This window comes from Bradyrhizobium sp. UFLA05-153, assembly GCF_054185185.1.
The window spans coordinates 13,070-26,250 of sequence record NZ_JBBIAM010000031.1; the positions used below are offsets into that span (position 1 = coordinate 13,070).

Annotated in this window: 12 protein-coding genes; 4 read left to right on the forward strand and 8 right to left on the reverse strand. The window is 64.2% G+C overall.

Annotated features, from left to right (window positions below):
- Positions 1–179: 179 nt before the first annotated feature.
- The 3 genes from Q2941_RS19930 to Q2941_RS19940 all read right to left on the reverse strand — a co-directional run bounded on the left by Q2941_RS19930 (position 180) and on the right by Q2941_RS19940 (position 3,653).
- Positions 180–845 carry a methionine ABC transporter permease gene (locus Q2941_RS19930; protein WP_027523273.1) on the reverse strand — a complete coding sequence of 222 codons (666 nt, stop codon included), beginning with the start codon at positions 843–845 and terminating at the stop codon, positions 180–182.
- The gene (locus Q2941_RS19935) at positions 835–1,956 is read right to left on the reverse strand and encodes a methionine ABC transporter ATP-binding protein (protein ID WP_458193500.1); all 1,122 of its coding nucleotides are present in this window, start codon (positions 1,954–1,956) and stop codon (positions 835–837) included. The genes Q2941_RS19930 and Q2941_RS19935 overlap by 11 nt, the downstream gene beginning before the upstream one ends.
- Before the next feature lie 221 nt (positions 1,957–2,177).
- Positions 2,178–3,653 (reverse strand): DASS family sodium-coupled anion symporter, encoded by a 1,476-nt coding sequence (locus Q2941_RS19940; protein WP_458193501.1) that lies wholly within the window; start codon positions 3,651–3,653, stop codon positions 2,178–2,180.
- Between the two features lie 202 nt (positions 3,654–3,855).
- Here Q2941_RS19940 and nthA point away from each other — a divergent pair, with 202 nt between their 5' ends.
- Genes nthA through Q2941_RS19955 form a run of 3 tightly spaced genes read left to right on the forward strand, consistent with a single transcriptional unit; the run spans position 3,856 to position 5,533 of the window.
- Positions 3,856–4,491: a nitrile hydratase subunit alpha gene (gene nthA, locus Q2941_RS19945; RefSeq protein ID WP_027523270.1), complete on the forward strand. Its 636-nt coding sequence runs from the start codon at positions 3,856–3,858 to the stop codon at positions 4,489–4,491.
- A complete protein-coding gene (gene nthB, locus Q2941_RS19950; protein WP_254112397.1) occupies positions 4,491–5,150 on the forward strand; it encodes a nitrile hydratase subunit beta in 660 nt (219 codons plus the stop codon). Before nthA ends, nthB begins: the two co-directional genes overlap by 1 nt.
- Positions 5,150–5,533 carry a nitrile hydratase accessory protein gene (locus Q2941_RS19955; protein ID WP_035662477.1) on the forward strand — a complete coding sequence of 128 codons (384 nt, stop codon included), beginning with the start codon at positions 5,150–5,152 and terminating at the stop codon, positions 5,531–5,533. Before nthB ends, Q2941_RS19955 begins: the two co-directional genes overlap by 1 nt.
- A 133-nt stretch (positions 5,534–5,666) precedes the next feature.
- On the opposite strand, the gene queC is transcribed toward Q2941_RS19955, so the two are convergent.
- Positions 5,667–6,380 (reverse strand): 7-cyano-7-deazaguanine synthase QueC, encoded by a 714-nt coding sequence (gene queC / locus Q2941_RS19960; RefSeq protein ID WP_458193502.1) that lies wholly within the window; start codon positions 6,378–6,380, stop codon positions 5,667–5,669.
- Between the two features lie 125 nt (positions 6,381–6,505).
- Here queC and mazG point away from each other — a divergent pair, with 125 nt between their 5' ends.
- On the forward strand, positions 6,506–7,363 hold the full coding sequence (mazG, locus tag Q2941_RS19965; RefSeq protein WP_458193503.1) for a nucleoside triphosphate pyrophosphohydrolase: 858 nt from the start codon (positions 6,506–6,508) through the stop codon (positions 7,361–7,363).
- 20 nt (positions 7,364–7,383) lie between these two features.
- On the opposite strand, the gene hflX is transcribed toward mazG, so the two are convergent.
- The 4 genes from hflX to Q2941_RS19985 form a co-directional block, all read right to left on the reverse strand.
- On the reverse strand, positions 7,384–8,766 hold the full coding sequence (hflX, locus tag Q2941_RS19970; RefSeq protein ID WP_027523265.1) for a GTPase HflX: 1,383 nt from the start codon (positions 8,764–8,766) through the stop codon (positions 7,384–7,386).
- Between the two features lie 11 nt (positions 8,767–8,777).
- Positions 8,778–9,026 (reverse strand): RNA chaperone Hfq, encoded by a 249-nt coding sequence (gene hfq / locus Q2941_RS19975; RefSeq protein ID WP_007591126.1) that lies wholly within the window; start codon positions 9,024–9,026, stop codon positions 8,778–8,780.
- 254 nt (positions 9,027–9,280) lie between these two features.
- A complete protein-coding gene (gene ntrX / locus Q2941_RS19980) occupies positions 9,281–10,651 on the reverse strand; it encodes a nitrogen assimilation response regulator NtrX (protein ID WP_254112395.1) in 1,371 nt (456 codons plus the stop codon).
- Positions 10,652–10,668: 17 nt separating this feature from the next.
- The gene (locus tag Q2941_RS19985) at positions 10,669–13,041 is read right to left on the reverse strand and encodes a sensor histidine kinase NtrY-like (RefSeq protein ID WP_027523263.1); all 2,373 of its coding nucleotides are present in this window, start codon (positions 13,039–13,041) and stop codon (positions 10,669–10,671) included.
- Between the last annotated feature and the right edge of the window lie 140 nt (positions 13,042–13,181).

Here is a 13,181-nt window from a genome sequence, read left to right on the forward strand (position 1 = left end):
ATCTGATCGTAGCGGCGGAGCGCCCTCGCCTCCGCCGCGACATGGAAGCATACGATCAAGACGATAGCTTGTTCCTCTAGAGCGCGATGGGATTGAACCATCATCGCGCTCTTAGGCTATTGTTTGAGCATGACCTTTTCGGAAAAGCGCTTCACACTTTTCCGGATCATGCTCAGGCGTCAGCGATGGCGCAGTCGGCGATTGACCCGGCGGGCCAGATAGTCGCCGGCGGATTGGACCGCCTGCACCAGCGCGATCAGCACGACCACGACGGCGAGCATCATCTCCGGCATGAAGCGCTGGTAGCCGTAGCGGATGCCGAGATCGCCAAGCCCGCCTCCGCCGACCGCACCGACCATCGCGGAGTAGCCGAGCAGGCTGACGATTGCGAGCGTGAGCGCGAGGACGAGGCCGGGCAGCGCCTCGGGGATCAGCACCTTGAACACGATCTGCAGCGGCGATGCTCCGAACGAGGACGCCGTCTCGATCAGCCCGGCATCGACCTCGCGGATCGCGGCTTCGACGAGCCGCGCGATGAACGGCGTCGACGCAATCGTCAGCGGCACGATCGCCGCCGTCGATCCGATCGACGTGCCCGCGACGAGGCGCGTGAACGGGATGATTGCGACCACTAGAATGATGAACGGTGTCGAGCGCGTCGCGTTCACGACCATGCCGAGCACGGCATTGACCGCGGGCGCGGCGAACAGCTCGCCCTTGCGGCTGGTCGCCAGGAATACACCGATCGGCAGGCCGAAGACGGTGCCGAGCAGCGCGGCGATCGAGACCATGAACAGGCTCTCGCCTGTGGCCTGGACGATGAGATTGATCATTTCAGGCGACATGGCCGAGACGCTCCGAAGCGAATTGGTGTTGCGCGAGCCAGGCCAGCACCTGCTGTGCCGCCCCCTCCCCGGCGGGAATCCCGATCGTCAACGAGCCGACATGCTGGCCGCCGATCTCGTCGATGCGCGCGGCAAGCAGCGCCACGTCGATGCCGACCTCGCGCGCGAGCCGCGCCACGAGCGTGTTGCCCGCACCCGTGCCGCGCACCTGGACGCGGATCACGGCCTGCCCGCCCGCAACCGGTGCGCTCGTAAGGCGCGAGGCCAGCGACACCGGCAGGCTATCGCCGACAACCTCGGCGATGAAGGATTGCGTGATGGGATGCTGCGGATTGGTAAAGATGTCTGCGACGTGGCCGCGCTCGACGACGTGGCCGGCATCGATCACGACCACCTCCTTCGCGAGCTGCCGCACCACGGACATCTCATGCGTGATCAACACGATCGTCACGCCAAGCTCGCGATTGATGTTCGCGAGCAAATCGAGGATTGCGCGCGTGGTCTGCGGATCGAGTGCCGAGGTCGCCTCGTCTGACAGCAGCACGTTGGGGCGCGTCGCCAGCGCCCGTGCGATGCCGACGCGCTGCTTCTGGCCGCCGGAGAGTTCCGAGGGATAACGGTCGGCCTTGTCAGCGATGCCGACGAGCGCGAGCAGCTCGGCGACACGCGCGCTGATCTCGGTCTTCGGCCAGCCGGCGATTTCCAGCGGCAGCGCGATGTTGTCGGCGGCGGTGCGCGAGGACAGCAGGTTGAAGTGCTGGAAGATCATTCCGATCGAGCGCTGCGCGAGCCGCAGGTTCCGGCCGGCGAGCGCGGAGATGTCGCGACCGTCGACCACGACGCGGCCGGTGGTCGGTTTCTCCAGCCCGTTGATCAGGCGCACCAGGCTCGACTTGCCCGCGCCGGAGCGGCCGATCACGCCGGTGATCGATCCGCGCGCAATCGCAAAGTCGATGTCTTGCAACGCATGAACGCCGGGTTTGTGGCGATAGGCCGGATAGACCTTGGAGATGCCTTCAAACCGGACCATGGCGTCGGGCGTATCGCCGGGCGAAATTGCTGCGTGTGCCCTGATCGGTTCCCCGACCACGAGCGCTTGGTGTGCATTCATTCGAAAAACTCTCATTCGCAAGGCATCGCCGGGCTCGAGCGGCCAAGCGAGGTGGCAGCGCTGGGAAGCGTCAGGCGAGCGGGATTGCCGGACTGCGCGCGTGCATTGCAGCACGCACAATCGCCCGATCCGGCCTGTGTTGCAATCGCAGATATCCGGGCCGTACTAGGCAAAGCTTTCCAGAATTCTCTCCGCCGGAGAAAATTCGTTCGCGCCCCGTCCTAGCCTCCGCGGATCTGCAACCACGGCAGCACGATCACGAGCAATCCGGCAAAATAGATCAGCCCGAAAATCAGGCCAAAGCCCCAGAACTGGCCCTTGCCGATATAGCCGCTGCCGAAATACATCGGCGCCGGCCCCGTGGCGTAAGGCGAGATCACGCCCATCAGGCCCAGCGAATACATGCAGAGCATCGCAAGCGTCGTGACCGGAAGGCCCGCGATGCCCGAGCCGACCGCGAGCACCACCGGCAGCACGGCCGCCGCGTGCGAGGTGATGCTCGAGAAGAAATAGTGGATCCAGAAGAACAGCGCGACCAGCATGATCATCGCCGTCGACGGCGACAGCCCGGCGAGCGGTTTGGCGTATTCGTTCGCAAACCATTTGATGAAGCCGATCTCGTTCAGGCCGGAGGCCAGCGTCAGCAGCGAGGTGAAATAGAAGAACACCTCCCAGGCGCTTTTCTCGCTGACGATGTCGTTGAACTCGACGACGCCGGTGATCAGCATCAGTGAAATCACGATGAACACGACCGTGGTGGCGTTGATGAAGTTCGAGCCGAGGATCGGCAGGCTGATGTCGGGGGTCGAGCCCGTGATCCACAGGAACATCGCGAGCACGATCAGGGCCAGCATGATCCATTCGGGGCGCGACATCGGCCCCATCGTTGCGAGCTCGCGGCTCGCCCATTCGGAGATCTCGGGGCTGCGCTTCACCTCGGGACGGCAGATGGCATAGCCCAGAAGCGGAACCAGCAGCATCAGGAGGATGCCGAGCGGCGCAAAGCCGATGAACCACTGCGCCCAGCTCACGTCGATGCCTGCGGTCCTCTTGGCGATGGCGAGCGCCGCCGCATTGGGCGCGAGCGCGGTGAAGAACAGCGAGCTCGTCACTGCGGTCGCGGCGAATGCAGTCCACATCACATAGGTGCCGATCTTGCCCGCGGTCGGGCCGGGCTCGGAGCCGTAGATGCGCGGGATGTTGCTGATGATGGGATAGACGATTCCGCCGCTGCGCGCCGTGTTCGAGGGTGTTGCCGGCGCCAGCAGGAAATCCGACATGGCGACCGCATAGCCGAGGCCGAGCGTGTTGCCCCCGAGGCTGCGCACCAGAACGAGCGCGATGCGCCGGCCGAGCTGGCTCTTGCGATAGCCGATCGAGAACACGAACGCGCCGACGATCAGCCACACCGTGCTCTCGGCAAAGCCCGCCAGCATCCAGCGCAGCGATTTGGTCGGATCGGGGTCGATATAGCCGCTGATACCGGCGACCGTCAGCCCGATCAGGCCGACCGCGCCGACCGGCATCGATTCAAGAATGAGACCGGTGATAACCGCCGCAAACACCGCAAAATAGTGCCACTGATTGGCGTTGAGACCCGCAGGCACCGGCCACAGATAGATTGCAAGCCACACCACGAGCGGGGCGAACAGCTTCCAGCGAAATCCCTTCGCCTCGGGCGCCTTTGCGTCAACCATCACGGGCTCTCCCCCTCAATTCCTGTGGCGTTATCCCGGCTCGTTGACCGAGGTTCAGCGCCCCGAGGGGCCGTATACGGATAGTCTAAGACGCGATCAACGGCCGCGCGAGGCCAACCCACCGGCGAGGTCACAAACACGTGGCGTCATGCGGTTTGCCAGGGCCTCGACAGGCGCGGACCGAAGCGCCTATCTTGCCCGAATGAGCAGCGATCATGACCACCACCATCATCACGATCACGACCATTCGGAACTCTCCGAGACCGAGCTGCGCGTGCGCGCGCTCGAGAGCATCCTGACGGAGAAGGGCTACGTCGATCCGGCCGCGCTGGATGTCCTGATCGAGACCTATGAAACCAAGGTGGGCCCACGCAACGGCGCGCGCGTGGTCGCGCGGGCCTGGACCGACCCGGACTATCGCGAACGACTGTTGAAGGATGGCACAAGCGCGGTCGCCGAGCTCGACTATGTCGGACGCCAGGGCGAGCATCTTGTCGTGGTCGAGAATACGCCGGACCTGCACAACATGGTGGTGTGCACGCTGTGCTCCTGCTACCCGTGGCCGGTGCTGGGCTTGCCGCCGGTCTGGTACAAGTCGGCCCCCTATCGCTCGAAGGCGGTGAAGGATCCGCGCGGCGTCTTGAAGGATTTTGGCTTCGAGCTGCCGCCGGGCACGAAAATCCGCGTCTGGGATTCAACCGCCGAGATCCGTTACCTCGTGCTGCCGATGCGGCCCGCGGGCACCGAGGGCTGGAGCGAGGAGCGCCTTGCCGATCTCGTCACCCGCGACAGCATGATCGGGACTGGCCTGCCAAAGCGGCCGCACGAGGTAGCGTGATGGACGGTGCGCATGACATGGGCGGCGTGCCTTGGTCAGGGCCCGTCAGACCCGAGCCGAATGAGCCGGTGTTTCACGCCGAATGGGAGCGGCGCGCGTTTGCGCTGACGCTCGCAATGGCGACGGTGGGCAGGTGGAACATCGACATGTCGCGCTTTGCCCGCGAGAACCGCCCGCCGGAGGATTATCTCAGCAAGAGCTATTACGAGATATGGCTCGCTGGAATCGAGCGGTTGATGGGAGAACGCGGGCTCGTTGCGGCCGACGAGATCGCGGCCGGCAGGGTGCTGCATCCCGTAAAGAACGTCGACAAGATCCTGAAGCGCGACGACGTCGCGGCCGTTCTCCGTCGCGGCGGCCCGACCGAGCGCGAGACCACACGCCCTGCCCTGTTTGCCGCCGGCGATCGCGTACGCGCCAAGAATATCCACCCGGCAACACATACCCGGTTGCCGCAATATGTGCGCGGCCATGTCGGCCACATCGAGCGGGTTCTCGGCTGCCACGTGTTCCCTGACAGCAACTCGCGCGGCGCTGGCGAAGATCCGCAATGGCTTTACACGGTGACGTTCGCAGGCACTGATCTGTGGCCCGACGTGCCGGATCCGGCATTGACCGTCTCGGTCGATGCCTGGGAGCCCTATCTGGAGCGCGCGTGATGGCGACGCGTTCGCAGGCCGCGCGGGAAGCCATCCGCGCGGTGCCCGGCATTCCCCGCGATGACGACGGCCCTGTCTTCCGCGCGCCCTGGGAAGCCCATGCCTTCGCGATGGCGCTGACACTCTACGAACGCGGCCTGTTCAGCTGGAACGAATGGGCAGCCGCGCTCGCCGAGGAAATCAGCCGCGCGCAAGGAGCGGGCGATCCCGACACCGGCGAGACCTACTATCTGCACTGGCTCGCCACGCTGGAAAGGCTCGTCGCCATCAAGGGGGTCACCTCCACGGAAACCCTGCACCGCTACCGCGACGCCTGGGATCACGCTGCCGATCGCACTCCGCACGGCCAGCCGATCGTGTTACAGGCGGAGGATTTTGGCTAATCGCCCCAACCCACACTGTCATTCCCCGCGTAAGCGGGGAATCCAGTACGCCGCGGCTTCTCCGTATCCCACAACCGCCGCTGGAATACTGGATCAATCCGCTTTCGCGGATGATGACACCGAGTATGTAGCGCTACCGTCGCGTCACGTACTCCGCCCACCCCTTCGCTCGCAGGCTGCACGCGGGACACTCGCCGCAGCCATAACCCCAGTCATGCTGCGCGCCACGTTCGCCGAGATAGCAGGTGTGGGACTGTGCGCGGATGAGATCGACGAGAGGGTCGCCGCCGAGCTCATGCGCGAGCTGCCAGGTCGCGGCCTTGTCGATCCACATCAGTGGCGTATGCAGCTCGAACTTGCGCGCCATGCCGAGCGAGAGCGCGCTCTGCATCGCACGGATGGTGTCGTCGCGGCAGTCGGGATAACCGGAGTAATCCGTCTCGCACATACCGCCGACGATATGCGTGATGCCGCGCCGGTAGGCGAGCGCGGCGGCAAGGGTCAGGAACACCAGATTGCGGCCGGGCACGAAGGTGTTGGGCAGTCCGTCGGCGCCCATCGCGATTTCGACGTCGCGGGTCAGCGCCGTCTCGGACACCGCGGCCAGCGTCGGGATCGAGAGCGTATGGCTCTCCCCCAACTTGGCCGCCCAATCTGGGCGCAAGCGCTTCAGGCCGCCGACGAGGTGCTCGCGGCAGGCAAGCTCGATGGCATGGCGCTGGCCGTATTCGAAGCCGAGCGTCTCCACGCGCGCAAAGCGGTTCAGCGCCCAGGCGAGGCAGGTGGTGGAATCCTGGCCGCCGGAAAACAGCACCAGGGCGGTTTCGGATGAAAATTGTTCGCTCATGGGCGCGATTTAGCACCGCGTGCCTGCGCCGCCAATCGGTGGAAATCGGCTCATTTCACGGCGTTGTGCTGGGAACGCCGGGCCGCTTGCGGCATAAAGCTGACATTGAGGAGAATTGGCCCGCAATGACCCCTTCCCGCGACATTTCACGCCTGATCGAGATCATGGCGACGCTGCGTACGCCGGTCACCGGCTGTCCCTGGGACCTCGAGCAGAATTTTGCGACGATTGCGCCCTATACGATCGAGGAGGCCTATGAGGTCGCCGACGCGATCGCCCGCGGCGATTTCGACGACCTCCGCGAGGAGCTCGGCGATCTCTTGCTTCAGGTCGTCTATCACGCGCGCATGGCGGAGGAAGAGAACGCGTTTGCGTTCGGCGACGTGGTCGAGGCGATCACGAAGAAGATGATCCGCCGCCACCCGCACGTCTTTGCCGACAAGGACGGCAACATCCAGCCCGCCGGCGTCAAGAGCGCGTGGGAGCGCATCAAGGCCGAGGAAAAAGCCGAGCGCGCTGCGCGGCGGCCGCCGGAGGAGACGTTGCACAAATCGCTGCTGGCAAGCGTCAAGGCTGGCCTGCCTGCGCTGACGCGCGCAATGGCGTTGCAGCGTAAGGCCTCTACCGTAGGCTTCGACTGGAACGATCCGCGCGCGGTGCTGAAGAAGATCCGAGAGGAAGCCGACGAGATCGAAGCCGCGCTCGACCGCAATGACAGACAGGAGCTGGCCGAGGAAACCGGCGACCTCCTGTTCGCGCTCGTCAACCTCGCCCGCCATGTCGACGCCGATCCGGAGACCGCGCTGCGCGCGACCAATGCGAAGTTCGAGCGACGTTTTTCTTACATCGAGCGCGCGCTGGAGACGCAGGGCCGCACACTGGAGCAGGCGTCGCTGGAGGAGATGGACGCGCTGTGGAACGCGGCAAAGGCGGAGGAGAAGAAGTTGCCGGCGGCGGAGAGAAGCCAACGAGCGGGCCGCTAACTCGCCCCTGCCGTTTGGCGTTACGCGGCGTGATGCGGCACGGCGTCGAAGCGGTTTACCACGATATCCCGCTTGGTTTCGTCCACCCGCACGGTCATGTCGAAGCGGCCCTCGTGCAGCTCTTTCGCCAGCACTTCGGAATTGCGATGCAGCCAGGAGATGCCGGCGCCGTCGGCGGCATCGATGGAGAGATCGAGCGTGGTGCGTTTTGCCGCCAGCCGCTCCTCGATCGCGGTGAGGAGCGCATCGATCCCCTCGCCTGACACGGCCGAGACAAGCATCGCGGGATGATCCGATGGCCTGCGCGCAGCGATGTTCACGAGCTCGTCGCGCTGCTCGGAATCGAACCGGTCGACCTTGTTCCAGACCTCGATGATGCGGCCGGAGTCGTCAGGGTTGATGCCGAGCTGGCGCAGCACGGCGTCGACGTCGCTCTGCTGCGCCTCGGCGTCCTCATGCGAGATGTCGCGAACATGCAGGATGACGTCGGCCTCCAACACCTCTTCCAGCGTGGCGCGGAACGCCGCGACGAGCTGGGTTGGCAGATTGGAGATGAAGCCGACGGTGTCCGACAGCATCGCCTTGCCACCATGCGGCAGATTGAGGGCGCGCAAGGTCGGATCGAGCGTCGCAAAAAGCATATCTGCGGCCTGAACGTCGGCGCGGGTCAGGCGGTTGAACAGCGTCGACTTGCCGGCATTGGTGTAGCCGACCAGCGCGACGACGCGGTACGGCACGCGCTGGCGGCCGGCGCGGTGCAAGCGCCGCGTCGCCTGCACCTTCTTCAATTCGTTCTCGAGCCGCGAGATGCGCTCGGAGATCAGGCGGCGGTCGGCCTCGATCTGCGTCTCGCCGGGACCACCCATGAAGCCGAAGCCGCCGCGCTGGCGCTCGAGATGGGTCCAGGAGCGCACCAGGCGCGAGCGCTGATAGTTGAGATGCGCGAGCTCGACCTGGAGCGAACCTTCCTTGGTCTTGGCGCGACGGCCGAAGATCTCCAGGATCAGGCCGGTGCGGTCGAGCACCTTGGCGTTCCAGGCCTTCTCGAGATTGCGCTGCTGGATCGGCGAGAGCGCACAGTCCATCACCACGAGGTCGACCTCGAGGCTCTTGATCAGCCCGGTAATCTCCTCGACCTTCCCTTTGCCCAGATAGGTCGCGGGGCGGATCTGGCTGATCGGCGCGACCAGCGCGTCGGCGATCACGAGGTCGATGGCGCGGGCAAGCCCTGCGGCCTCTTCGAGCCGCGCCTCGGCATCGCGCAGGACATGGCTCTCCGATTGCGCGTCGGCTCCGCCGGCGCGCGCCCGCATATAGGGGCCGATGACGATCACCCGCCCTGTCTGCCCAGCCTCTGCCGACCGCGGACGGTCAGCCCCCCCGTCAAAATTCCGGGGTTCCAATCAGATCACTCTCAAGCCGGCTGATCCTCGCCGCCTTCGAACAGCTGGATCGGAGCGCCGGGCATGATGGTCGAGATCGCATGCTTGTAAACGAGCTGCGAGTGACCGTCGCGCCGGAGCAGCAGACAGAAATTGTCGAACCAGGTCACAATTCCCTGCAGCTTTACTCCGTTGACCAGAAAGATCGTTAGTGGCGTTTTGGTTTTGCGAACGTGATTAAGGAAGGTGTCTTGTAGGTTTTGTGCGCGGTCTGCCGCCATTGTTGTTATCTCGCTTTGAGTTTCTTGTTGTTTGGATAGTCCGACCGGTTGCGGCCTTCTTCTGTGATGTGGGCCACTCCCGGTTGCCTTCCCTCATGAGATCCCCCTCGGAGGGTCGGCGGAACGATTAGAAGACAGGTACGCTTATTAGGCAAGCCGCTTCACGCGGCAGTCCGTATCCAAATCCTCCGAAAAACTACGGAAATCGATGATTTTCCTCTCATATTGTGAACGGGTATCCGATCGGACGCGGCTCAACCGACGCCGAGTGCCTTCAACTTCCGGTGTAGTGCCGATCGCTCCATGCCGACGAATTCGGCAGTGCGCGAAATATTGCCGGAAAAGCGGCTGATCTGGGCGATCAGATAGTCGCGTTCGAACACCTCCCGCGCCTCGCGCAGCGGCAGGCCCATGATGTGCTCGCCATTGTTGCTGGTCGGCATTGCCGGGACCATCGAACCGACGTCCTGCGGCAGCATGTCGGCGGTGATGATCACCTCCGGCCCGCCGGCGGCGAGAATCATGACTCTCTCAACGTTGTTGCGCAGTTGACGGACGTTGCCGGGCCAGACGTGGGACTGGAGCACCGCCATTGCGTCCTGGCCGATCTGGCGCTTGGGCAGCCCCGTGGCCGCCGAGATCTGGTCCATGAAATAGTCGATCAGCTCCGGAATGTCCTCGCGCCGCTCGGAGAGTGCGGGCACGCGGATCGGGACCACCGAGAGGCGGTGATAAAGATCCTCGCGGAAAGTGCCGGCTGCAATCTCCTCCTCGAGGTTGCGGGCGGTCGAGGAGATGATGCGGACGTCGACCTGCACCTTGCCGGTGCCGCCGACGCGCTGGAACGACTGCTCGACCAGCACACGCAAAATCTTGTTCTGGGTCTCGCGCGGCATGTCGGCGATCTCGTCGATGAATAGCGTGCCGCCATGAGCTTCTTCGAGCGCGCCCGGCTTGCGCGGCTGCTCGCCATTGGACTGCTCGACGCCGAACATCTCGTGCTCCATCCGCTCCGGCGTGATCGCCGCGGCATTGATCACGACGAAAGGCCCGTCGGCGCGACCCGAGGCCGCATGCAGCGTCCTCGCGGTCAATTCCTTGCCAGCTCCCGCGGGGCCGACGATCAGGATGCGGCTGTTGGCCTTGGCCGCGCGCTCGATCGTCTGGCGGAGCTGGTTCATGCTGGGCGAGCGGCCGACGAGTTGGCTCGCAGTCGGAGCGAGCTGCTTGAGCTCCCTCACCTCGCGCTTCAGGCGCGAGTTCTCCAGCGCGCGCGTCGCCACCAGGATCAGGCGATCGGCCTTGAACGGCTTCTCGATGAAGTCGTAGGCGCCGCGCTTGATCGCGGCGACCGCGGTCTCGATGTTGCCGTGGCCGGAAATCATCACGACCGGAAGCTCGACATTGTCCTTCTTGACCTGCTCGAGCAGTTGCAAGCCGTCGAGCTTGGAGCCTTGCAGCCAGATGTCGAGGAACACCAGATGCGGCCTGCGATTGGCGATCTCTGCGAGTGCAGAGTCGCTGTCACGCGCGGTCCTAGTGACGAACCCCTCGTCTTCCAAAATGCCCGCGACGAGATCACGAATATCGGCCTCATCATCGACAATCAGAATTTCATTTGCCATGAGTCGCGCCCGCTCTGTCAGTTGCCCGTTGAGGCTTTGATTCTTGTTGCATCATTAGTCGTTTCTGCCGGCTCTTTGGTTTCGGCGGCCGTCGCCTTTGTGTCCGGTTCTTTGGGTGTTTCCCGGGCTTTTTGAGCCGCGTCCTTCACCTCGATGGTGTTGGCATGGCCCGAGACCGCAAAACGCATCCGCATCCAGGCACCGCGCTGGCCTTCCCGGAAGTCGGAGGCATCCTTCAATTCGATGCGCCCGCCATGGTCCTCCAGGACGCGGCCGACTATCGCAAGCCCGAGGCCGGTGCCCTTGGCCCGAGTTGTCACATACGGCTCAAGGAGCCGCGAGCGCGCGACCTTGGGCAGGCCGATACCGTTGTCGACGACGTCGATCAGCACGTCCTGGGCCTCGCGCGAGACCACGACATCGATGCGGCCCTTTCCACCATCCTTGCCGAGCTCTTCCGGCGGCACCTGCTCGATCGCTTCCGTCGCGTTCTTGACGATGTTGGTGACGGCCTGGGAAATCAGCCGGCGGTCGAATTGCGCGCGCAGCGGGTCGTCCTTGAAAGTGGTCTCGATGTCGAGCTCGGGATGAGCGACCTTCATCAAAAACACCGCCTGCCGCACGGTATCGACGACATCCTCGCCTTCCATCACGGGTTTTGGCATGCGCGCAAAGCGCGAGAACTCGTCGACCATGCGTCTGATGTCGTCGACCTGGCGCACGATGGTATCGGTGCACTGGTCGAAGATCGACTTGTCCTTCTCCTCGGTGATGGTCTTGCCGAATTTGCGGCGGATGCGCTCGGCAGAGAGCTGGATCGGCGTCAGCGGGTTCTTGATCTCGTGGGCGATGCGGCGCGCCACGTCGCCCCAGGCCGAAGTGCGCTGCGCCGAGACGAGCTCGGTGATGTCGTCGAGCGTGATGATGTAGCTGTCGCGCGGCTGGCTGGTCTTTTCCGCGCTGACGCGAACCGACAGGTTGCGCTCCTGTCCGTCGCGCAGGATGGTGATCTGGCCCTGTACCAGCCGCTGGGTACCTTCCCGCGCGGTCTTCATCATGTCGTCGAGCTCGGGCAGCACTTCCGACAAGGGATGGCCGAGCGTCTCGGATTCGGCGTGGCCGATCAGCTTCTCCGCCGAGCGGTTGAGGATGCCGACGCTGCCGGAGGCATCGACGCCGATGATACCGGCGGAGGCCGAGGACAGCACGGCCTCGATGAAGCGGCGGCGGCTGTCGATCAGGTCGCTGGCGCTGACCAGCTCGTCGCGCTGGCTGCGCAGCTCCTGGGTCATTTTGTTGAAGGTCTCGCCGAGCTGGGCGAGATCGCCTTCGGATTTGTGGACGGGGACCTGGATATTGAGATTGCCGGTCGAGACTTCGCTCGCAGCGCCCATCAGCTGGCGGATCGGCGCCACCAGCCCGTTGGCGAAGTTGAGACCGATCAGCACGGAGGCCATCAGGATGGTCAGCGCGATCACCGCGAACATCAATGCGAATGCCACCTGGATGCCGAGCCTGCGCGTTTCGAGCTGCGCATATTCGGCTGCGCTGGTCTGCGTCTGCTTGAGCTGGGCAACGACGGCTGGATCAAGCAGACGCGCCACGTACAGGAACATGTCGTCGTAGGCCCGCAGACGGACCACGGATGCGACGTAGTTTTCGGGGAACACCGAGATTTGCGGCTCGGTTTCATTGACGTTCTTGAGGATGCCCGGCGGCGGCGGTTCGTAGTTGAGGCGAATACCAGTATCAGCGCTTGCGACGATTTTGCCGTCCTTGTCCATCAGCACCGCAACCGGCAGATTGCGCGCCGCGGCACCGGCGGTCATGAGCTTCATGAAAGTCATGCGATCCTGGTCATACAGCGGTCGCGCATGGGCGAGATCATTGGCCATCGCCAGCGTGTCGCCATTGATGAGCTGCGCATGTTCCTGCATGTAGGCGCCGGCAATCGTCAGCGAGTTCTGGATCACCTGCTTGGTGGAACCCGAGAACAGCCGGTCGAGGCCGCGTTCGATGGTGACGTTGGCAACGATCGACACCAGAACGGCGGGCAATACCGCGATCACCGAGAACAGGCCGACGATCTGCACATGCAGCCGCGCCGCCGCCCGGCCCCGCCGCCTCGCCTGCACCATCTGCCAGACTTCCCGGACGATGATGCCGACCAGCAGCAGAATCGTGCCAGCGTTGATCATCAGGAAGGAGCGAACCACCTCGGGCGTCGGCTCGATGCTGGTCAGCCCGGTCAGGACGACGAATGTCAGGAAGGCCGACAGCAGCGCCAGACCGACCGCAAACGGCGCCAGCCAGCGCCGCAATAGGCCGCGCTTGGGCTCGTCAGGTGGAGGCGTATCAAAGGACGCGGCCGAGGTATCTGGGCTGGTCATTCCGGCAATGGTGATGCTGAAAACGGGATCCGCGGATCACGGATACTGATGCATTCATATCACATTGTTGCCGAATTGCGACAATTCCACGGCGTGTCTACCGTGGCTGACCGACGCATCCACAGGGGGCCGCCTGGGCA

Bases quoted from the DNA above. Each gene is read 5' to 3' on its own strand.
- Q2941_RS19930 (WP_027523273.1), bottom strand. From the start codon at position 845: ATGTCGCCTGAAATGATCAATCTCATCGTCCAGGCCACAGGCGAGAGC.
- Q2941_RS19935 (WP_458193500.1), bottom strand. From the start codon at position 1,956: ATGAATGCACACCAAGCGCTCGTGGTCGGGGAACCGATCAGGGCACAC.
- Q2941_RS19940 (WP_458193501.1), bottom strand. From the start codon at position 3,653: ATGGTTGACGCAAAGGCGCCCGAGGCGAAGGGATTTCGCTGGAAGCTG.
- nthA (WP_027523270.1), top strand. From the start codon at position 3,856: ATGAGCAGCGATCATGACCACCACCATCATCACGATCACGACCATTCG.
- nthB (WP_254112397.1), top strand. From the start codon at position 4,491: ATGGACGGTGCGCATGACATGGGCGGCGTGCCTTGGTCAGGGCCCGTC.
- Q2941_RS19955 (WP_035662477.1), top strand. From the start codon at position 5,150: ATGGCGACGCGTTCGCAGGCCGCGCGGGAAGCCATCCGCGCGGTGCCC.
- queC (WP_458193502.1), bottom strand. From the start codon at position 6,380: ATGAGCGAACAATTTTCATCCGAAACCGCCCTGGTGCTGTTTTCCGGC.
- mazG (WP_458193503.1), top strand. From the start codon at position 6,506: ATGACCCCTTCCCGCGACATTTCACGCCTGATCGAGATCATGGCGACG.
- hfq (WP_007591126.1), bottom strand. From the start codon at position 9,026: ATGGCGGCAGACCGCGCACAAAACCTACAAGACACCTTCCTTAATCAC.
- ntrX (WP_254112395.1), bottom strand. From the start codon at position 10,651: ATGGCAAATGAAATTCTGATTGTCGATGATGAGGCCGATATTCGTGAT.
- Q2941_RS19985 (WP_027523263.1), bottom strand. From the start codon at position 13,041: ATGACCAGCCCAGATACCTCGGCCGCGTCCTTTGATACGCCTCCACCT.